The sequence below is a fragment of the Halobacillus seohaensis genome, from assembly GCF_042663045.1.
GTDB classification, from domain to species: Bacteria; Bacillota; Bacilli; order Bacillales; family Halobacillaceae; genus Halobacillus_A; species Halobacillus_A seohaensis.
Genome location: NZ_JBHSZV010000062.1, coordinates 114,438 through 134,986, shown reverse-complemented (window position 1 = coordinate 134,986; position 20,549 = coordinate 114,438). Strand labels below are relative to the sequence as shown.

General features: G+C 37.1%; 20 protein-coding genes. 14 read left to right on the top strand and 6 right to left on the bottom strand.

Features of this window, described 5'->3' with window-relative positions:
- Positions 1–24 precede the first annotated feature (24 nt).
- A complete protein-coding gene (gene murB, locus ACFQIC_RS20010) occupies positions 25–945 on the bottom strand; it encodes a UDP-N-acetylmuramate dehydrogenase (protein ID WP_204708326.1) in 921 nt (306 codons plus the stop codon).
- A gap of 300 nt (positions 946–1,245) precedes the next feature.
- On the opposite strand from murB, the gene ilvD reads away from it, so the two are divergent.
- The 6 genes from ilvD (at position 1,246) to hpaB (ending at position 9,159) form a co-directional block, all read left to right on the top strand.
- A complete protein-coding gene (gene ilvD / locus ACFQIC_RS20005; RefSeq protein WP_390217765.1) occupies positions 1,246–2,940 on the top strand; it encodes a dihydroxy-acid dehydratase in 1,695 nt (564 codons plus the stop codon).
- A 325-nt stretch (positions 2,941–3,265) separates the two neighbouring features.
- Positions 3,266–3,844 (top strand): histidine phosphatase family protein, encoded by a 579-nt coding sequence (locus ACFQIC_RS20000; RefSeq protein WP_204708328.1) that lies wholly within the window; start codon positions 3,266–3,268, stop codon positions 3,842–3,844.
- A 675-nt stretch (positions 3,845–4,519) separates the two neighbouring features.
- Entirely contained in the window at positions 4,520–4,636 is a 117-nt protein-coding gene (locus ACFQIC_RS19995; protein WP_204708329.1) for a YhfH family protein, read from the top strand.
- Between the two features lie 69 nt (positions 4,637–4,705).
- A complete protein-coding gene (gene aceB, locus ACFQIC_RS19990) occupies positions 4,706–6,292 on the top strand; it encodes a malate synthase A (RefSeq protein ID WP_204708330.1) in 1,587 nt (528 codons plus the stop codon).
- Between the two features lie 12 nt (positions 6,293–6,304).
- Positions 6,305–7,597 (top strand): isocitrate lyase, encoded by a 1,293-nt coding sequence (aceA, locus tag ACFQIC_RS19985; RefSeq protein ID WP_204708331.1) that lies wholly within the window; start codon positions 6,305–6,307, stop codon positions 7,595–7,597.
- 116 nt (positions 7,598–7,713) lie between these two features.
- Entirely contained in the window at positions 7,714–9,159 is a 1,446-nt protein-coding gene (gene hpaB, locus ACFQIC_RS19980; RefSeq protein ID WP_204708332.1) for a 4-hydroxyphenylacetate 3-monooxygenase, oxygenase component, read from the top strand.
- Positions 9,160–9,168: 9 nt separating this feature from the next.
- Here the strand turns inward: hpaB and ACFQIC_RS19975 are convergent, their stop codons facing one another.
- A complete protein-coding gene (locus ACFQIC_RS19975) occupies positions 9,169–9,303 on the bottom strand; it encodes a hypothetical protein (protein ID WP_390217761.1) in 135 nt (44 codons plus the stop codon).
- Between the two features lie 202 nt (positions 9,304–9,505).
- The gene (locus ACFQIC_RS19970) at positions 9,506–10,591 is read right to left on the bottom strand and encodes a zinc-dependent alcohol dehydrogenase (RefSeq protein ID WP_204708333.1); all 1,086 of its coding nucleotides are present in this window, start codon (positions 10,589–10,591) and stop codon (positions 9,506–9,508) included.
- Positions 10,592–10,696: 105 nt separating this feature from the next.
- Between ACFQIC_RS19970 and ACFQIC_RS19965 the strand changes: the two genes are divergently transcribed.
- The 3 genes from ACFQIC_RS19965 (at position 10,697) to ACFQIC_RS19955 (ending at position 11,384) form a co-directional block, all read left to right on the top strand.
- Entirely contained in the window at positions 10,697–10,918 is a 222-nt protein-coding gene (locus ACFQIC_RS19965) for a YozQ family protein (RefSeq protein ID WP_204708334.1), read from the top strand.
- Between the two features lie 13 nt (positions 10,919–10,931).
- A complete protein-coding gene (locus ACFQIC_RS19960) occupies positions 10,932–11,129 on the top strand; it encodes a hypothetical protein (protein WP_204708335.1) in 198 nt (65 codons plus the stop codon).
- A 105-nt stretch (positions 11,130–11,234) separates the two neighbouring features.
- Positions 11,235–11,384 (top strand): small acid-soluble spore protein P, encoded by a 150-nt coding sequence (locus ACFQIC_RS19955; protein WP_204708336.1) that lies wholly within the window; start codon positions 11,235–11,237, stop codon positions 11,382–11,384.
- A gap of 393 nt (positions 11,385–11,777) precedes the next feature.
- Here the strand turns inward: ACFQIC_RS19955 and ACFQIC_RS19950 are convergent, their stop codons facing one another.
- A complete protein-coding gene (locus ACFQIC_RS19950; protein ID WP_204708337.1) occupies positions 11,778–12,536 on the bottom strand; it encodes a TrmB family transcriptional regulator in 759 nt (252 codons plus the stop codon).
- 133 nt (positions 12,537–12,669) lie between these two features.
- On the opposite strand from ACFQIC_RS19950, the gene ACFQIC_RS19945 reads away from it, so the two are divergent.
- On the top strand, positions 12,670–13,845 hold the full coding sequence (locus ACFQIC_RS19945; protein WP_204708338.1) for an MFS transporter: 1,176 nt from the start codon (positions 12,670–12,672) through the stop codon (positions 13,843–13,845).
- A gap of 83 nt (positions 13,846–13,928) precedes the next feature.
- A complete protein-coding gene (locus ACFQIC_RS19940; protein ID WP_204708339.1) occupies positions 13,929–14,543 on the top strand; it encodes a PH domain-containing protein in 615 nt (204 codons plus the stop codon).
- 262 nt (positions 14,544–14,805) lie between these two features.
- On the opposite strand, the gene ACFQIC_RS19935 is transcribed toward ACFQIC_RS19940, so the two are convergent.
- Together ACFQIC_RS19935 and ACFQIC_RS19930 are read right to left on the bottom strand one after the other, a co-directional pair.
- Positions 14,806–15,117 (bottom strand): DMT family transporter, encoded by a 312-nt coding sequence (locus ACFQIC_RS19935; RefSeq protein WP_204708340.1) that lies wholly within the window; start codon positions 15,115–15,117, stop codon positions 14,806–14,808.
- Positions 15,114–15,455, bottom strand: coding sequence for a DMT family transporter (locus ACFQIC_RS19930; RefSeq protein WP_204708341.1), 342 nt, complete (start codon positions 15,453–15,455; stop codon positions 15,114–15,116). Before ACFQIC_RS19930 ends, ACFQIC_RS19935 begins: the two co-directional genes overlap by 4 nt.
- Positions 15,456–16,205: 750 nt before the next feature.
- On the opposite strand from ACFQIC_RS19930, the gene ACFQIC_RS19925 reads away from it, so the two are divergent.
- From ACFQIC_RS19925 to ACFQIC_RS19915, 3 genes are all read left to right on the top strand, one after another.
- Positions 16,206–16,403 carry a YfhD family protein gene (locus tag ACFQIC_RS19925; protein ID WP_204708342.1) on the top strand — a complete coding sequence of 66 codons (198 nt, stop codon included), beginning with the start codon at positions 16,206–16,208 and terminating at the stop codon, positions 16,401–16,403.
- Positions 16,404–16,585: 182 nt separating this feature from the next.
- Positions 16,586–17,491, top strand: coding sequence for a glycine betaine ABC transporter substrate-binding protein (locus ACFQIC_RS19920; RefSeq protein ID WP_204708343.1), 906 nt, complete (start codon positions 16,586–16,588; stop codon positions 17,489–17,491).
- Positions 17,492–19,707: 2,216 nt separating this feature from the next.
- Complete coding sequence (locus ACFQIC_RS19915; protein WP_204708344.1) at positions 19,708–20,517, top strand: VLRF1 family aeRF1-type release factor; 810 nt, start codon at positions 19,708–19,710, stop codon at positions 20,515–20,517.
- The last annotated feature ends 32 nt before the right edge of the window (positions 20,518–20,549 follow it).

Here is a 20,549-nt window from a genome sequence, read left to right as displayed (position 1 = left end):
TTTTAGAAATGTGCAGTCTTTCTGCTATGATAAGTCGTCACCAATAATACGGACTTCCCTTTCTAATTTCACTCCAAATTTTTCTTTAACAGTTTTTTGAACGTGTTCGATAAGTGAAATATAGTCGGTGGTTGTCGCATTATCTTTATTAATTATGAAACCAGCATGTTTGGTAGAGACTTCAGCACCACCAATATTTGTTCCTTGTAAATGACTGTCTTGGATGAGCTTCCCTGCAAAGTATCCTGGTGGTCTTTTAAAGACGCTGCCGCACGATGGGTATTCTAGAGGCTGTTTTGATTCTCTTTTATAAGTGAGATCATCCATTACTTCTTTGATATCTTCAAATTTTCCCGATTTTAAACTGAAAGTAGCTTCAATGACGATATCCTTGTTTTTGTCAATGTTACTCGTTCTATAATCCAATTCTAAGTCAGAAGCTGAGCGTTTGACTAATTTACCATGTCGATCAATGACATAGGCATAATCAAGAACATCTTTAATTTCACCACCATAAGCGCCTGCGTTCATATATAAAGCACCACCAACAGTGCCAGGAATTCCGCATGCAAATTCTAGTCCTGATAAGTGTTCCTTTAAGGCATGTCGGGAGGCATCAATAATTCTTGCTCCACTTTGAGCAACAATCGTATTACCGTCAGTTGAAATATCATCCAACCGTTTAAGGTTAATGACAATTCCCCTAATCCCCCCATCCTTAATAATTAAATTGGAACCGTTTCCTAGTAGTGTAAAGGGAATACTTTCTTCGTTGGAGAACGTTACGACATTTTGGATTTCTTCAAAAGTAGTAGGGGTAACGAAAAAATCTGCTTTTCCTCCAAGCTTTGTGTACAAGTGATTTTTTAAAACTTCATCTACTTTCACATTATCCTTTTTAACAAGATCCAGCAATTTATCATGAATGTATTGTTTATTGTCCATGAAACACCATTCCTAATTTATAGTTATCGTCATTATTGAAGTGTATAACAAAAATTTATCAATTCAAAGCAATTTCACAAAATTTGTGACACTAAAAAAGTGTGCTAACAGTTATTCTCTTTATTATATGGGTTTCCTTAAAAAAGTAACACCCATAAGCTTATAGGGATTTATTTAAGGAAAGTTTCCTATATTCTGAATATTTATTGCGAATTCTGTCGGGAATCTGTATTATCATGTTAGGTAGAATTTTTTATTTAATTAATGTAATTGATTGTGATATAGGAAAGGATGAGACAAGTGGACGAGAAAAAAGACTTAAGAATTAGAAGTAAGGTAATTAGTGAGGGAGTAAATCGAGTGCCGAATCGTTCAATGCTGCGCGCTATCGGTTTTGAAGACGAAGATTTTAAAAAGCCGATGATTGGTATTGCAAGTACGTGGAGTGAGGTCACACCGTGTAATGTACATATTGATGAATTGGCAAAAGAGGCGAAATCAGGAGCTAAGAACAACGGTGGCTCACCAATGATTTTCAATACAATAACTGTTGCTGATGGCATTGCAATGGGGCATGAAGGGATGCACTACTCACTGCCAAGTCGTGAAGTTATTGCTGATTCCATCGAAACTGTAACCAATGCTGAACGTTTAGATGGTGTTGTGGCAATCGGAGGCTGTGATAAGACGACTCCAGGTTGTATAATGGCGATCGGTCGTTTGAATGTACCTTCAGTTTATGTTTACGGAGGTACGATCCAACCTGGAAAACTTAATGGAAAAGATATTGATATCGTTTCCTCTTTTGAAGCTGTTGGACAGTATCATGAAGGAAATATAAACGATGAAGAGTTGCATCAGGTTGAGTGTAATGCTTGTCCGGGGGCTGGAGCTTGTGGTGGTATGTATACCGCAAATACTATGGCATCTGCTGTTGAAGCACTCGGTATGAGCATTCCAGGTTCTTCTTCTACTCCAGCTATTAATGATTATAAAGAGCAAGAGTGTCAACAGGCAGGGGAAATGGTTGTAGATCTGTTAGAAAAAGGTATCTACCCACGTGACATTATGACGAAAAAAGCATTTGAAAATGCAATCACCGTTGTTATGGCCTTAGGTGGGTCTACAAATGCTTTCTTACACTTAACTGCGATGGCCCACTCCGCTGATGTCGACTTATCACTGGATGATTTCGAACGCGTTAGACTTAATGTTCCTCATATCGCTAATATGAAACCAAGTGGTAAATACGTTATGCAGGATCTATATGAAATCGGTGGTGTTCCTGCTGTAATGAAACTTTTACATGAACAAGGCCTGCTTCATGGTGACTGCTTAACAGTTACAGGAAAAACGATAGCGGAAAATCTTGAAGAAGCAGATCCGTTACAAGAAGGTCAGAAAGTTATTGTGCCATTTGATGAGCCCATCAAGCCGAATGGTCCACTTGTATTACTTCGTGGAAACTTGGCACCAGAGGGAGCCGTAGCAAAAATGTCTGGCCAAAAATCAAGTCGTTTTGAAGGACCAGCTCGCGTGTTTGATAGTGAAGCGGAAGCAACCACTGCAATCGTTAATGACAAAGTAAAAGAAGGCGACGTAGTTGTTCTTCGTAACTTAGGTCCAAAAGGCGGGCCAGGTATGCCTGAAATGCTTTCCATTACGGCGATGATCGTAGGTAAAGGATTAGGTGGGAAAGTTGCCCTCATTACGGATGGACGTTTTTCTGGCGGTTCGCATGGTTTTGTCATTGGTCACGTGGCGCCGGAAGCTTTTGTCGGTGGACCAATTGGATTGCTTCAAGAAGACGATACCATTACGATCGATAGTGAAACACAACAAATTAACTTTGATGTGACCGAAAATGAAATTGAACGCCGCAAAAAGGAATGGGTGCAGCCTGAACCAAGGCATAAGCGAGGCATGTTAGCGAAATATGCTCGTCTTGTTTCATCATCAGCTAGGGGTGCAGTTACAGATTATGATTTAGATTAATTATTAAGGAAGGCCACTTCGGTGGTCTTTTTCTTTTGGCTATGTTAAACAAAAATGTTGGGGTTCACTTCATCGAAAAAATGGTCTTGAAGATATATAAGTTACCATCAAGTATTAAAGTGGATGATCCAACCAATCAGCGCACCATCCCTGATAAAAGAAGACAAATCTTGCCTCCATGAACAATTTTCGAAAGATATGGGTCTAGAAAAATTCTATCTAATCAATCATTATTATGACGATACATCTCTTATCTTTTAATCTCGAGACTTTCACTTATAGATTTTCTTTTAGAGACGGATAAACAATAGAGAGGAGCAAAGTTATGAAAATTGGTTTCATTCGACATGGAACAACAGCTTGGAATTTAGAAGGGAGGGCTCAGGGAAGTTCCGATATTCCTCTAGATGAAAGAGGGAATAATGATGCATTAGCTCTTGCTAAAAGATTAGTTGGTAAGGGTTGGTCACATATTTATAGTAGCGATTTAAAAAGAGCGCGTGAAACCGCAGAAATCATTGTTAATAAGGCATGTTCCGTCGGTTTGGAAATTGACGCTCGCTTACGTGAAGTTGGCGGAGGTCAGATTGAAGGAACAACAGAAGAGGAACGAGTAACTAAATGGGGAATGGGTTGGCGAGAATTAGAACTAGGTATCGAAAAACGTGAATTTGTTATAACTAGAGCGCTCGGCTTCTTAAATGACATAATTGAAACTCATACTGCTGCTAATAATAATGTTTTAGTTGTTAGCCACGGGGCATTTCTTAAACAACTCATAACCGAAATCTTGCCTGATGAAAAGGTTGATGGAACATTAGCTAATACATCATTAACCATACTTAGTTATGAAGATGGTCGGTGGAAAATTGATTCGTTTAACGATATCGGACATGTGCGATGATACTTTTTAGTTAGAAGTTCATCAATTTTATTAATGGGTTTACTTCTGAGGTGCATGCAAAACAATCAAATAACATATCCATGCACACGTTATTTTACATTAAAATTAGCGTGTGTATTTTTATTGTTATATCAAGTTATAATAGAATGTTCAGCAAATTTATATAAACTAAATATAGAGAGATATTAAACGATTATACTTAACGCAGTTATCTAGAATAAATGGTTCCTCGATAGAAAAGAAGCTCAGTGGAACGATTCGCTTTCCGCGGATGAACGGTCAAGATTTCTCGCTACAAACCCATTATCATTTATTTGTGGAGGAATTTTTGTTGGTTAAGAAAGGGTTTGCTAGTAGAAGTGATACGAGGAATAAAAGAACACCTCCCTTTTAAAATAACTTCACCTGTATTAGCACAGAAGTGTACTAAAATGAATGATTCATACAGTCAATCACAATCCTGTTAAAACATTTTAAGGAAATAGAAGGATCAAAATATAGTTTTAATTTTAAAGGTTTATGAATTTAGCGGGGTTCCAAGCCTCTCTGTACGGTCATGCCGTTAAAAAATTTAGAAAATTCCAAAATAATGGTTGCATTTCCAAGTTAATAATCGTAGACTGTTTTATAACAGATAAACAAAATATGATCTGTTATATCAAAGGAGGAATACAAATGAAAACAAAACCAACAAGAAATGTTTCTTGTCCACAGTGCGGAACTGAGGTGGAAGGTAGTTATTATACGTATATGATGGAATGTAATCGCTGTCTTGCGAAAAAGGATGAATAGTTTTGCTGTTACTGTTATATAACATTGGTTTTTATTTTTTCTATCATATAACAACGAGGTGATTTCTGAATGAGAACAAAAGCAAAAGGAATTCATGTTGAAAACTCTAGAAATAAGGAATTTGAAACAATTTTGACGGAAGATGCTCTAGCTTTTATAGAGCATCTTCATACAAAATTTGATACACAAAGAAAAGAGCTTCTTTCAAGTCGTCAGAAGTTCCAGGAGCAATTAAACAATGGAAAAAAGCTTGATTTTATTAAAGAGACGAAGCATATACGAGAAAGTGAATGGACGGTATCACCAATTCCTGATGATTTAAAGGATCGAAGAGTAGAAATTACTGGACCGGTTGATCGGAAAATGGTCATCAATGGTTTAAATTCAGGAGCGAAAGTCTTTATGGCAGACTTTGAAGACGCCAATTCTCCAAGTTGGGAGAATAATATTAACGGTCAAGTTAACTTAAGGGATGCCATAAATAAAACCATACAATTTAAAAATGCTAACGGTAAACTGTATCAATTAAACAATGAAACAGCAGTACTTAAAGTTCGTCCCCGAGGTTGGCATTTAGATGAAAAGTATTTGACTTCAAATGGTGAACCGATTTCAGCTAGTCTCGTTGATTTTGGGCTTTATCTTTATCATAATGCTAAAAATCTTATTCAAAATGGGTCTGGTCCTTACTTTTATTTACCAAAATTAGAGCACCATGAGGAAGCTAAATTGTGGAATGAAGTTTTTGTTGAAGCCCAGCATTATATGAACATACCAAACGGAACGATCAAAGCAACTGTATTACTTGAGACGATAACAGCTGCTTTTGAAATGGATGAGATTTTGTATGAATTAAAAGATCATTCAGCAGGATTAAATTGTGGACGTTGGGATTACATTTTCAGTTACTTAAAAAAATTTCATCAAGACCCAAACGTCATACTTCCGGACAGGGCGCAAGTGACGATGGAAGTTCCATTCATGTATGCTTACTCCCAGTTGGTTATTAGAACTTGTCATAAACGTAACATTCACGCCATAGGTGGCATGGCCGCTCAAATTCCAGTGAAAAATGATCCTGCTAAGAATGAAGCAGCTTTTGAAAAAGTAATGGCTGATAAATATCGTGAGGTTAAAAATGGCCACGACGGGACATGGGTCGCCCACCCTGGCATGGTTGGCACCGCGATGGAGGTTTTTAATGCAGGCATGCCTGAACCAAATCAAATTGGCAATAAGCGAGAAGATGTTCGTGTTTCCGCCTCAGACTTAGTAGAAGTACCAGAAGGGGACATTACTGAAAAGGGTTTAAGGACGAATATCAATGTCGGAATTTTGTATACTGCATCTTGGCTTAGTGGGAAGGGAGCAGCACCCATCCACAATTTAATGGAAGATGCTGCTACTGCTGAAATTTCTCGTGCACAGGTTTGGCAGTGGATTCGTCATCCCAAAGGGAAAATAGGAAACCGTGATATTACGATAGAACTTGTTCATCACTTTCTAGAAGAAGAGTTGGAAATATTGAAACGACAACTTGGAGAAGCGAATTATGAAGGAGGTCATTACGAACAGGCAGCCGAAATTTTCACAGAATTAATAGAAGAAGATGAGTTTGCTGATTTTCTAACACTAAAAGCTTATAAATATCTTTAAGGGGGAATAAAATTGAAAAATGAACGTGTAGAAACACTACGTCAGCAGTGGGAAGATAGTGAAAGATGGGGAGGGGTTACTCGACCTTATGAAGCGGAGGAGGTTATTAGACTTCGAGGCTCAATAGATATTCAGTATACATTGGCTGAAAAAGGTGCAGAAAAGCTTTGGGACCTTCTACATAAGGAGGATTACGTACACGCGTTAGGAGCACTTACTGGAAACCAGGCTATGCAACAAGTGAAAGCAGGACTCAAGGCTATTTATTTGAGTGGTTGGCAAGTAGCTGCTGATGCTAACCTTTCCGGACACATGTATCCTGATCAAAGTTTATACCCAGCAAATAGTGTGCCGCAAGTAGTGAAAAGGATTAATCAGGCTTTACAAAGAGCGGATCAAATTCATCATATGGAAGGAGATGATGGGACGGATTGGTTTGCTCCGATTGTAGCTGATGCTGAAGCCGGTTTTGGCGGACAGTTGAACGTTTTCGAATTAATGAAGGGAATGATTGAGTCAGGGGCTGCAGCCGTACATTTCGAAGATCAGTTGTCTTCTGAGAAAAAATGTGGTCACTTAGGAGGAAAAGTATTACTACCTACCCAAACAGCCGTAGGGAATTTAATATCTGCAAGGTTCGCAGCAGATACAATGGGAGTTCCTACGATAATCATAGCACGTACAGACGCTAATGCTGCAAGTTTGATAACAAGTGATGTAGATCCAGCAGACCATGAATTTATTACAGGAGAAAGAACAACTGAAGGTTTTTATAAGACAAATGCTGGGATCGATCAAGCGATTGCCCGTGGACTCGCTTATGCACCGTACGCCGACCTAGTTTGGTGTGAGACATCTGAGCCGAATTTAGAGGAAGCTCAAAAGTTTGCTGACGCGATTCATGAAGAATTTCCTGGGAAATTGTTAGCATATAATTGTTCCCCTTCATTTAATTGGAAGAGTAAGCTAAATAACGAAACGATCGCACATTTCCAGCAAAAGCTAGGGGAGATGGGGTACAAATTCCAATTTGTTACATTAGCTGGGTTCCATTCACTAAACCACGGAATGTTTGAGCTAGCTCGGCAGTATAAAGAACGAGGGATGGAAGCTTACTCGGAGCTTCAACAAGATGAGTTTGAAAGTGAGCGGTATGGATATTCGGCTACTCGACACCAGCGTGAAGTGGGTACAGGATATTTTGACGAAGTGGCTCAAGTTGTTTCAGGAGGTAATTCCTCTACAACTGCACTTAAAGGATCAACTGAAACCGATCAATTTAACAGTGAAACCGTGAAATCTTAAAGTGGAAAGCTCGCCAAAATGGCGGGCTTTTTATTTTGGATCTCTTTAGACACCTATTAGCTGACTAACCATAAACTATAATATTAAATTATTTTTACAGAATAGGAGTGTTCCTGATGGTCATGGTTACTGGATCGGAATACTTAGACAGAATTAATAGACTAGAGTCTGAAGTTTGGGTAGGTGGTGAGAGAGTTAAAGGTCCTATTTCTGAACATCCCGTCTTTAAAGGAGTCATGAAAAGCCAGGCCGAACTTTATGATTTGCAGCATGAGATAAACTTAAAAGATAAGATGTTTTATGATGATTTACCTACTGGTGAGAAGGTTGGAATGTCTTATTTAATACCCAAATCACGGGCTGAGCTTAGGGACAGGAGGAAGATGATTCAAGTGTGGGCACGCCACACAGCGGGGCTCATGGGGAGAAGCCCGGACTATATGAATACAGCTCTGGCTGCTTTTGCAAGCTCAACAACTATCTTAACGGATCAGCCTAACTGCTTTCCTGATAATCTGAAAAATTTCTATGAATATGCGATAGCTCACGATTTATCGTTTACTCATACATTTATAAATCCTCAAAATAACCGTTCCCTCTTAGCTTTTATTGAAGAAAATTCAACCAATGCACGAGTGGTCAAGAGAATTGAAGAAGGAATTGTTATTAAGGGAGCGAAGCTGTTAGCTACGCAAGGTGGTATAACTGACGAAATCATCGTCTTTTCTGCTCCGGGGATACAAGATCCTTCTCATGCATTTGCTTTTTCCATTCCTAGTAATACAGAAGGGTTAAAATTTGTTTGTAGAAAATCGTTTATTCAAGATGATTCAAAGTATAATTCTCCTTTAAGCTCAAGGTTTGAAGAAATGGATTCGATTGTGATTTTTGATGATGTTCTCATACCCTGGGATCGAGTGTTTTTCTATGATAACGTCAAAACGGCTAATGAATTTTATAAAGATGGAAATTTTGTTCCTTTTGCTCTCCATCAGATTGTTTCAAGGCAAGTAGTTAAACTTGAATTTATTTTGGGAATAGCAGAATTGATTGTAGACACGATAAATATAAGAGAGTATCAACATGTGCAAAGCAAAGTAACAGAAATTATAAAAGGACTAGAAACGTCCAAAGCATTACTTTTGGTCTCAGAAATTCAGGCTGAACAAAATGACCAAGGGGTCATGGTTCCTGATCGCACACCATTATATGTCGCAGTTAATCAATTTCAAGAAGCTTATCCAAGGTTTACCGAGATTATTCAAATCCTCGGAGCTAGTGGAATGGTATTGCTTCCTGAGGAAGAGCAATTTACATCAGCGATAGGTCAACAACTAGAGCATTATTTACAGGGGTTTGAAATGAATGGAAGGGATCGAGTCCAGCTTTTTAGTCTTGCTTTCGATCTCTGCATGAGTGGGTTCGGATCAAGGCAAACATTATACGAACGCTTCTTTTTTGGTGATCCTGTAAGATTATCTCAAATTATTTATCAGTCTTATGATTTGGATCAACCTGTGGCATTTGTTAATGAGATGATTGAAAAAAATAAGCTGACGTGAATAGTCAGCTTATTTCCTGTTTGTCTTTTTTGAACGCTGTTCTAATTGTGAATCTGGTTGTTGATCGGGAATATCTTCGGTAAGACCTTGAGGGTTAACTGTTTTAGGGTTTTTACTTTTATCTGAATTGCTCTTCTTACTCACTAACTTCACCTCCTTTTCGTAGTATGGCTTTCTTGGTGCCCTGCTTATTCGGGAACGACAATTGTCTTTTTGACTTTGAACATTTTAGGTATAAGTTAGCAAGATCTCCGTCAGGTTAACTTCACAATTCTTAGGAGACCTAAAAAAATTATTAAGGTTTTAATATAACCTTTATGCAATCATCTTTTTTTTCGTCAAATATTCAATATGCGTGTTGTGCTTGATCTAGCGGTAGTCGGTGAGTAATCATGTCAGTAGGGTCAAATTCTTCGTTGACAATTTTTTTATATAGTTCAGGGATATAATGAATGACAGGAGCTTGTCCCATTTTTAGTGTGATGTTTCGTGCAAAGAAATCTCCTAGCGGGAAAGCATTATAACGTGTACCGTATACGCCAACAATACTTACAATTCCACCTTTTCTAACCGATTGACTGGCAATTTGAATAGCACTTAACGTGCCCCCTTGCAGCTTTACGGCTGACTCAATTTCCTCAACAATATTCTTTTTTCCGTCCATGCCTACACAATCAACAACAGAGTCTGCCCCACCACCTGTTATTTCTTTTAGGTGTGTGCCAAGGTCGTCAAATTTGGTGAAATCAAAAACTTCCACATTGTTTACTCTTTTCGCGTGTTCTAAGCGATACTGAATGTAATCAACGGCAATTACACGTTTTGCGCCCTTCATCCATGCAAACTTTTGGGCTAACAATCCAACAGGTCCACAACCTAGTATAATAACGGTATCTCCATCTTTTACTTCTGCTTGTTCAATACCCCAGTAAGCAGTTGGGATGATATCAGAAAGAAATAGAATTTTCTCATCCTCTAGTTCACAATCTTCAGGAACGACGAACGGTGTAAAGTTGCCATAAGGTACTCGAAGTAATTCTGCTTGTCCTCCTGGATACCCTCCAAAGGTATCGGTATATCCAAAATAAGCACCAGCTTGGCCATTCGCATTCGAATTATCACATTGACTTTCCAACTCCATTTTGCAATACATACATTCTCCGCAGGCAATATTAAAGGGGACAATGACTCGGTCTCCTTTCTTAACACGTGTTACGTCTGGACCGATTTCTTCAACAATTCCCATTGGTTCGTGGCCTATAATATAATCTTCTTCGAGGTTGGGGATCATTCCGTGAACTAAATGTAGATCAGAACCACAAATGGCCGTACTTGTAATCCTTACTAAGATATCATCTTTTTCTTTTAATGACGCATTTGGTACTTCTTTAACTTGTACATCCTTAATTCCTTGGTAAGTAACTGCTCTCATTATGCGCCTCCTATAATCGAAACATGAACGTATTGTTTTCTTTAACGATCATGTTTATTCATCATTGATTTGTAAATGATAAAACTATATAAGGAGGTTAGTATTATGAGCAAAAACAAAGACAAAACCATTGGAGATCGTCAGTATAGCCCAGCTGACTATAATCGGAATGATGACACATCCGAAGGGTTGGCTACTACACATGAACAAGTTTCTGATACACTTACTGAAGGAACTTATGACGCGAAAATTGATAAAGTAGATAAAGATGGAAACTTAATTAGTCACGATGGAGAGGAAATCACCAAAAAGGAAATGCGTAAATAAAACGAGTACCCCATTGTCAATTGGCATTGTGACTTTTATTCTGTTTCATAAATCCACAATAACTGATCAAAATCGGTTAGTCTGCTGGAAGAGAACTGCAGGAATTAATGGAGAAATTGATGATGTTGGATTAGGGAAAAGCAATATTGAAGCGGAAGTTCAAATTCATGCGGTATCTGGTGAAGTTCTCACGATTATTTGGAAAGACTAAGGAGCGCAACCTTAAATGAGGGAGCGTTCTTTGTTATCTTTTAGGATAAATAAGCGGAAGATGGTTAATTAAGAATTTCAAGAGCTATTAAAGGAGGCGATAAATATGCCCAGAAAAAAAGGACCGAAACAAAATGACCAACCCAATTTACCACTCAGTCCTAAGCAAGGATATGGTGAAAAGTTAAGTGGATCGCATAAAGTAAAAACAGCTAACCACAGTAGACAAAAGCAAAAAACTTCCCATGATCTATAAACGAAACGTTCACTACGTTTGGGACAGTGTTCTTACAAATCAATAACGTGGGGTGATAAATGTTTAGCCGCTAAGATTTCTTGGCGGCTTTATTTATAAAATAAAGCAATTTTAATTAATAAAGGATAGAAGATTTGGGGAATCGTTAGAAAAATTGAATTACATAGTGGAAGTAACCAAACCAACTGTTTTTTGGTCCTCATTGGTCAGATCTAAAGAAAGCTTACTATTCCTATTATCAAAAGAAATATTTCCCGAAGAGGTATACTCCGTTATTTATTGAACTAATTATTCTCTTATATCGTAGACATTTATTACCTATGAAAAATTAAAAAAGAAGCCTGATTTTTAATGAAAACTCCACTTTACTACTATTAAAGTGGAATTTTTATTTTAGTACCTTAATTTCATGAGAATTTCCTTAATGTCTTCATCCTGCATGAGTGTAGTTTCATATTTTTTTGTGATTTCAGTTAAGGCAACATCATGATGGAAAAATTCTGTGAAAAACTTTACGAGTGGGCGGGACTTTGTAGTGATTCCTTGCCATATTTGTTGTTCTACCCCCGCAAAAAGTATGTCCTTTTCATCAATGATCACGAGTTGATGTTGTTCTAACGCTTCGTGCTTTTCATCAGGGAGAAGGATATGAAGATTCTCCATTATAGTTTCCACAACCCCAACGGATAAAATTTCAACTTCGATTCCTTTATCCTTTTGGTTTTCTAATAAGGGAAGAACCGATTCAATATCTTCATTCCATCCAGAAATGTATATTGAATTTTGAGCGGTTTGAATTTTATTGGTTAGAAGTGAATTTATGCTTTGTTTATTTTGTATAGTCCATACTCGATCATCTACAGGAGTTAGAGAGTAATCTTGTTCTTTTAACTCTTGAATATTTGCTTTAAATTCACTGGTAAGTCTTTCTATGGTCGTTTCTAAAGGAAGAGCGTAGTAAAGTTTTTTTCGTTCCTGAAAAGATGTAAGTAACAACCCTTTGGTGACAAGACGGTTAAGAACTTCATATACTTTTGATTTAGGAACATGAGAGTACTTTACAATAGATGTAGCATCTAAGGCGTCACTACTACTTGTAAGTACTTCAAAAACCTGACTTTCATATTGGGTGAATCCAAATTTTTGTAACATTTAATATACGTCCTCTCTCACGTAGTTTGTGATTTTAGAATACACGTAACTTACTCATTCGTAAAACTTCTTGTAATCTCCTTTAATTATGGTTACCATTACAGTGGTAACCATAATTAAAGGAGTCGTTTTCATGAATAAAAAAGTATATATGCTTGCGATTGTTTCATTTGTTGTTGGAACTGTGGAATTAATTATAGGCGGCACACTTGATTTAATTGCAGCGGATTTAGAAGTAACATTAGGACAAGCGGGATTATTGATTACAATTTTTTCTTTAGTATTTGCCATCGCATCACCGGTATTATTAACGGCAACGGCAAAATATGAAAGAAAAAGTCTAACATTAGTTTCTTTATCAATCTTTTTCTTAGGAAATATGTTAGCTTTCTGGAGTCCCAATTACACAATAATTTTAATAGCGAGGATTATTTCCGCAGCTAGTGGATCTTTGCTTGTTGTCTTAGGGATTACTATTGCCTCAACTATTGTAAAAAAGGAGTTTCAAGCCCGGGCGATTGGTATAATTTACATGGGTATCAGTGCTTCTTTAGTACTCGGAGTTCCAATTGGACTAACACTAGGAAATGCATTTGGTTGGCGTGCTCCTTTTTTATTGATTGCGATTCTTACACTTATTTCTATGATAGGAGTAACCTTTTTCTTAGAAAAAATCGAGCCAAAACCTGTACTGCCAATCAAAGAACAGTTACGTACACTAAAAAATAATAAAATCTTATCTGCTCAATTGACTTCCTTTTTATTTCTTACAGGTCATTTAACGCTATATGCTTATTTGACACCATTTTTAAAAAGTGCGATGGGGTTGAATGGGACATTGGTAAGTGTTGTCTATTTTATTTTCGGACTTGCTGCTGTGTTAGGAGGAGGACTTGGGGGATTCCTATCGGATAAATGGGGCACGGAACGAAGTATTATCGCGATCATTGGTTCCTTTGCCGTTGCTATTTTCCTTATTCCATTTGTAACCTTCTCGTTACCTGTTTTCTTAATCGTAATGGTAGTTTGGAGCATGTTAAGCTGGGCCATTACACCAGCTCAACAAAGTTACTTGATAAAGTCAGCACCTGAATCATCTGATATACAACAAAGCCTCAACAATTCAGCCTTGCATTTTGGCATTGCTTTAGGCTCTACTGTTGGAGCTTTTGTTATTGAACAATCTTCTGTCATACACAATGCTTCGGTTGGTGGAATATTCGTATTATTAGCCTTAGGATCTGCTTACTTCTCTATTACTAGGAGTCGGAGGGTCACAGGTCTGAAAAATACTGTGCCATCCTCATAGTAAAGTATTAATATGTAAAATAGCTTGAACTCCTCTTAAATGATAAAATAGAAGGGATCATCACAAATAAGAGGAGGTTGTACATGTTCAAAAAAATGGCTACAGATGCCTTAGGCTTAAGTGATATAGGAAGCGTTATTCAACCAGAAGATTATGATAAGGTAGATGCCGATGATTATGTAATGCATGAAGATAATGAAAAAATTTACTTTCTCATTAAGTCAAAGGCTGATGAATACTGCTTTACGAACAAAGCTTTGATCCACGTAGATGGAACAAGTGCGACGAGTAAAAAGCGTACCCTTCGCCGTTATTCTTACCATAAATATTCATTTTCTAATATAGAATTAGAAACGGCAGGTACAATCGACTTAGATGTAGAAATTAAGTTTCAATTAGGAAATGAAGAGTTTGACATTGATGTTCATAAGAAATTCATGGAGGAAATAAAGGATCTATATAAGTCCTTGTTAAAAATTTCCGAAATAACAGAAGAAAATAAAGTTTTTACAGATTATGCTAACCAAAGTCTGCATACAGCTTCTTCTACTCTGCAGCATAGCCGGACGAATGAAATGCGTTTATCTCATGAGTTTAGAGACATTAATGAAGCGGCTTTCCATTGGTTATTAGAAACAAAAGATCAATATCACATAAAAGATTTCGGGCACATTTTTGAATTGTTTATTAGAAACTAAAAAAAGCATCGCTGACCTCATAAGGTGGCGATGCTTTTTTGGGTTAGATTTCCATTAAGAACAGAATTATGGTTCCGTCGTTAGAAACAGAGAAAGGGATCAGCGGAACGATTCGATTCGGCTAGTGAACAGTCAAGTCAAACACTTCGCGAGTTCATTAACACTTTCATAATATCAACAGCAAGATTTAACATAGCTTCTGGTTAGAAATGATAATTGATTAGCTTGAATTTTTCGTATTGTGACGCTTTCATCCTCTTTATTAAATCAATTTTAAGCCTGTTGCTGCTACTATAATCAAAAAAATGCAAAATAACCTACGCCACTCTGCGGATTCTTTAAAAAATATCATCCCTAATATCGCTCCCCCAGATGCCCCTGTTCCTGTCCATACTGCGTATGCTATACCCATTGGGAGTTCATTCATTGATAACGAAAGGAAAAGAAAACTTAGGGCGAACGCTATTATAAGTATTGATAAGGATATAAAAGTTCGAGTATGGTGATAGACATTAATCATTAGTACACCTGACATTTCGAATAACCCAGCTATAATTAAGAAAACCCAACTCATGAGCTTGTCACCTCGTCAACATTCGTATGAGTGAGCACCTTTAAACCGATCACTCCACTTAGTAAAAGAAGGATGAGGAGTATTTTTGTCCATTGAAATAGTACGCCAAATAATAACATTTCTGATAAAACGGTTCCCACTGTTCCTAAGCCAGTAAATACTGCATACGCCGTGCCTACTGGTAAATTCCTACTTGAATCAATGAGTAAGTAGAAACTTATGTAGATAGATAACGCTGTGGCTCCCCATTCCACGAAAGTTCCAGCATGCTTTAAACCAATAACCCAGCACACTTCAAAAAAAGCAGCAATTATTAATTTTAACCATTCTTTATTCATCTGTTTTCCTCCTCATTAATTAAGAGATATCCCTAGGTTATGTTAATCTTGCCCGAGTTGAGGAGAAGTTTATTTAACCATCGAGCTGTATGATTGAATAAAAAGTAATATATATCACCGTTTGCTGATGGAAGTGATCACATATTTTATTTTTGCGTTCCTATTATCAACCCATTCTATTCGTTCTGAGTATTTCAATGGAGGTTTCGTTCTTCTTATGATCTTAATGAGGGATGGGAAATAATGAGACTATAGCGGGAAAGAAAAGACTGGCGAGAAGACACCACTGAACTTCAGATCGACGAGGGTTGCCATCTTCCCCGCAGAAAGCGAATCGTTTGAGGCCACTGAAGTACTGACAATTTAAGAGAATAAGAACCAAATCAATAAAAATAGAGCAAAATAAAGGAAGGGGATCTTGTAAAGACTTTTTTAGTGGTTTCAGTCGTTTCTCATCCCCCATTCACCTAAACAAAAAGCAGCGAAACCCTTATTCCAGATAATGGGTATTTAACGAATAACTAAAAAAATCAACAACAACATTTAACACTTCTTTAGATTAAGATATCTCCCCAAGTTTTTGTCCTTCCGTGACATAGCAATGTCAATTGGTACTATGAGTTTTCTCTTGGACCAGACCGATCAATACGCAGAACCCTAGAAAACAATGTATGAAATTACAATCAGTATAGAATAAGAACAAAATTGTAGCAAACCCTATAGTTAACCTTATCTAAAGGAGGAACAAAAATGGGAAGAGATGAACACAATAACAATTCAAATGCAAAGAAGAAACGAAGATTATCCCAAACACCCGAACACGAAAAATTTGATGGTATAGATGTTGAGTTCTCTCAAGATATGGCGGACCACGACGATTTTGAAGCTATAAAAAGAAGTGAAGCAGCAGATCGAAGAGCAAATAATGAGAATAAAAGAAAGAGATAACTTATTAAACCACCTAAGTGTAATTCCTTGAGGATGCACTTAGGTGTCTTTTGAATTTTTGTTCTGTATTTATTTTCTGTACAGTTTAAAATGTTTTAAAATGTGACATTTTGTGATAAAGTTTGCAATTAAGTGTCATAAGAAAAATTTGTAATCAATTATAACTATTAGGAGGAATAAGTATGAAAAGTTTGCGTAGTTGGTTTCCCGCTGTTTTCTTAAGTTCTTTACTTTTATTAGCTGCTTGTGGTGGCAATTCAGATTCAGAATCTGATTCTTCGGGCGATGAAGGTGGAGACGACTCTGAAACTGCTACCAAAGAGGTTAGTATCGGAATGAATAACTGGGCTGAAAACATAGCAGTATCCAATATGTGGAAAGTTATTCTTGAAGAAGAAGGTTATGATGTGGAACTTAAGAATGTAGAAAAAGGTGTATTGTATGAGGCTCTTGCAGGAGGCGATATAGATATTGGTATGGAAATTTGGTTGCCAAATACTGATGGTTCCTTCTATGACCAATATGAGGAAGAAATTGACTGGCGTGAGACATGGTATGAAGGCACGGAACTCGGACTTGTCGTACCATCATACATGGAAGATATTAATACTATAGAAGATTTAAATAAAAACGCTGATCAGTTTGAAGATAATCAAATTTTCGGGATTGATTCAGGAGCTAGTATTATGTCTTTAACAGAAGATGCAATTTCTGAATATGACCTAGACTTTTCTCTAGCTGCTTCTTCTGAAGGATCAATGATGACTGAATTAAAGGGCGCAATTGAGGATGAAGAACCTATTGTTGTTACTCTATGGACTCCACATTGGGCATTTTCAGAAATGGATCTTAAATTCTTAGAAGACACTAAAGGTGTTTATGGAGAATCAGAAGACATCTCTTACGCTGCGCGTTTAGGATTAGAAGAGGATAGTCCAGAAGTAGTGGAGATGTTTGATAAATTTAAGTTAAATGATCAACAACTTGGTAATTTAATGTCTTCTATTAATGAAGCTGACACTGAAGAAGAAGGAGCCCAAGCCTGGGTAGACGAAAATCAGGATGTTGTCGATGAGTGGATCCAATAAAAGATAGAAATAGCAAACCGCTGTCAAGTATTAAGTAGTTTCACAGTTGAAAAATTTTATAAATATGTCAAATTCCCTTTGCTTCACACAGTTTCTGATACATTAAAATTTCAGTAGATTCGGTTCTCTGTCAAAAGAGTTGATGTATTTTCCACTACACCAACTCTTTTGTATAAAATAGTGATTATGCATAGACTGGAAATATCCCCACTTTCTGCGGACGACCGCCGAATTCCTCGCAAAAATGGGAGGGCAACTGAAAAACTGATAATATAAGAGAACAAGAATTAAATCAATCAATATATAGAAAAACACAAGGGGATCACCGATAAATAGTAGGTGTGGTCTCCTTGTGTTTTTTATGTGTGAAGATTTTTAAGCGGACTCAAAACTGGCTGTGGGTGTCGGATCACATTTTTCTGCAAGAGTCTCGCATATTTCCTCTGATCATAATCTATCCTCAATTTATTTAAACTAAAGCCTTTCTAACCTCTGTTATTGAACGGGTAGATAAATGACTGCAAAATCTACTGCTTCCAACGTTTACATGTCTTCACCGTGAAATGCTTCAATAACTATCGTTGTGACCGCTTGAAAGAGTTGACACAGTTTTTGCTTATTAAAATACAACACTTTTTTCCAGTTAAGGACTGCCCTTTTATTTGTAACAATGGTTGTATGATCGTCTTAACAATCATACAACCATTGTTACTCTTATCAATATCGATGCTCACGAAAAGTGTATACATACTACTAGTTATGCACATTGACGAAGTTGTGCTTGTTGCGCTAACTTAGCAGGATTGTTGAAGACTCGATTCCGAGATGATTGTGTGGAGAAAGGGGCGGTGGGGAAGGAGTCGCCCCTTTCCGTATGTTTCTATCGAAATCGTGCCGTTCTACCGTCCCTGTTAAAGCATGAGATATCTGATATAACGCCAATTGTAGCCTGATACAGATCAGGTGATATGGCCATCACAGATTGAGCCATTAGATAAGTTAAAAATCGGGTGTGATAGCGTGTTTATATGAAGGGTAGGGGCTTACCCGGTATGTATACCCACCATCACTATCTCTCCTTGTGAAAACCGTTTCTGAATTTATAGTACAGATCAATAGTACAGGATCTATTAATGGCAGATGTGGATCAATTTCAAGGCATAAGTAGATCATTATGCACACAGAACCCCAGATTTTCATAAAAAGGGTTCCCATCCCCATGTTCCGATGAAAAGCAACGGAACCACGATTCTTTTATTGAATAATCCGAAGCTTTAAGCGATATGCAAGAAGGCACCTTCCAGCGCGATTCTCACTCGTAAGGAATGCTTTTCACTTGAAGCACCAAACCTTCTAACGCCATCCTTTGTAACGGAAACCACCGTATAAATCAGGACAATGATTAACAAATGTTTTGTTATGAGAGGCTGCAATTCACTATGAAATGGGGATGATAATTTCCAGTAAAGTGTGTCAGTTATTTTAGCAGAAACTGTTTCATTTTAAATGACGGTCACAATCGTACGCGAAAGAACCTTTTTGGTATCTTTTACGTTGATTAAATATGTATGTACTATAAACGACTAAAACTCATACCTGTTAACTGTTGTAGCAGTAATAAAAGAACCTACCAGTTGTATAAGTTAATATAGTCGTTTGAATAGAACTTGCACATATTCTTTGATAACTCTTTCTTAAACAAATTTCCACTGGTTTATTCGATACTACTCATATCCCAAGCATCTACATGTTTGTCTTTAGTCCTAAGTTACTTTTCACTTTTTCCCTCTACCTTGACCTTTTGTCTCGACAATTTTAGGTTAACAAAAGAGAGGGGAATGAGTGTATTTTTTCTGCTTTGACACATTGATATGACTGAGGATACCCCACATTAGAATAGAGCCGTAAATTCATATGAAAAAGTAGTTCAGTTAAAGGTACAAGTTGGTTTTTGTACTCCAAAATTTTTGAGGTGGATTGAAAGTCTTAGGTACAGAATCAAGAGTCCCTTGTCCGTTTTTCCATAGAAGTCTCATCGTTCCCCATCCTGACAAACATCACTGCTTGTAAGTTGTATGTACCTAAAATCTGAATTTAATAGTAGATTTATTCTAGGAAATTTTTAGTTATTTATGATTGATAGTTTAATAAGTAAATCTCTCGGAAACATACTTACTAGGATAAACATTATTCTGATAAAGGAGTAGATGAATTCTATGGATTTAAATAAAGAAATTAATAAATTAGAAAATGTACATTTAGAGAAGCCACAGCGCATTTTTACGATGTATTTAAATACAGACCCTTCTGATCCAGAACAGCAAGGTCGAGAATGGAAGATTCACCTGAAAAATGGTTTGAATAATTTTGAATCCTATCTAAAAGAAGGTGGGGATTCAGATGAAAAACGTAATTTCTGGGCCGTCAAAGATAAAGTCGAAAGATTCATCGAGAACAATGAACAACAGTTTGCAAAAAGTGTTGTCGTGATTGCTTCAGGAGACGACACGGTATGGTTTGCTGAGCGGTTCCAAATGCCGGTTAAAAGTGAATTCTTTTGGGAAGAGTCTCCGGTATTAGATCAATTAAAAGAAATGCGTGAGGATTTTCCAAAAACAGGTCTTATTCTTACACAAAAAAATCAAATTAAGTGTATAGATGCAAATCTAGGAATGGTAAATGACACTCAGCTTTTTGAATTGGATTTAAACACAGAAGATTGGAGACAACATCAAGGTCCTCATCAGGCTGATGCATCTATGGGTAAAGGTGGGGCAAAAAGCTCCAAGCAAGACGAATTTCAAGAGCGTTTTGAAGCAAATCGATACCGATGGTATAAGAGTGTAGCTCCTAAACTTGATAAGCTTGCTAAGGAATATGAATGGGAGCGCATTTATATGGTTGGTGATAAAGAGGAACTGAAGGACTTGGAAGATAATATGAATAAGCCAGTCGATGATTTTGTTAACAAAAACTTATTGGATCATGAAGAACACCACGTTATTAAAGATGTTGTAAAGGCTTAGATGAAGAAACATATGAAATAGCATACTAATTA

Coding starts and splice junctions, on each gene's coding strand:
- ACFQIC_RS19945 (WP_204708338.1), top strand. CDS start 12,670: ATGAATAAAAAAGTATATATGCTTGCGATTGTTTCATTTGTTGTTGGA.
- aceB (WP_204708330.1), top strand. CDS start 4,706: ATGAGAACAAAAGCAAAAGGAATTCATGTTGAAAACTCTAGAAATAAG.
- ACFQIC_RS19965 (WP_204708334.1), top strand. CDS start 10,697: ATGAGCAAAAACAAAGACAAAACCATTGGAGATCGTCAGTATAGCCCA.
- ACFQIC_RS19950 (WP_204708337.1), bottom strand. CDS start 12,536: ATGTTACAAAAATTTGGATTCACCCAATATGAAAGTCAGGTTTTTGAA.
- ACFQIC_RS19995 (WP_204708329.1), top strand. CDS start 4,520: ATGAAAACAAAACCAACAAGAAATGTTTCTTGTCCACAGTGCGGAACT.
- ACFQIC_RS19955 (WP_204708336.1), top strand. CDS start 11,235: ATGCCCAGAAAAAAAGGACCGAAACAAAATGACCAACCCAATTTACCA.
- ACFQIC_RS20000 (WP_204708328.1), top strand. CDS start 3,266: ATGAAAATTGGTTTCATTCGACATGGAACAACAGCTTGGAATTTAGAA.
- ACFQIC_RS19970 (WP_204708333.1), bottom strand. CDS start 10,591: ATGAGAGCAGTTACTTACCAAGGAATTAAGGATGTACAAGTTAAAGAA.
- ACFQIC_RS19920 (WP_204708343.1), top strand. CDS start 16,586: ATGAAAAGTTTGCGTAGTTGGTTTCCCGCTGTTTTCTTAAGTTCTTTA.
- murB (WP_204708326.1), bottom strand. CDS start 945: ATGGACAATAAACAATACATTCATGATAAATTGCTGGATCTTGTTAAA.
- ACFQIC_RS19940 (WP_204708339.1), top strand. CDS start 13,929: ATGTTCAAAAAAATGGCTACAGATGCCTTAGGCTTAAGTGATATAGGA.
- hpaB (WP_204708332.1), top strand. CDS start 7,714: ATGGTCATGGTTACTGGATCGGAATACTTAGACAGAATTAATAGACTA.
- ACFQIC_RS19935 (WP_204708340.1), bottom strand. CDS start 15,117: ATGAGTTGGGTTTTCTTAATTATAGCTGGGTTATTCGAAATGTCAGGT.
- ACFQIC_RS19930 (WP_204708341.1), bottom strand. CDS start 15,455: ATGAATAAAGAATGGTTAAAATTAATAATTGCTGCTTTTTTTGAAGTG.
- ACFQIC_RS19925 (WP_204708342.1), top strand. CDS start 16,206: ATGGGAAGAGATGAACACAATAACAATTCAAATGCAAAGAAGAAACGA.
- ACFQIC_RS19915 (WP_204708344.1), top strand. CDS start 19,708: ATGGATTTAAATAAAGAAATTAATAAATTAGAAAATGTACATTTAGAG.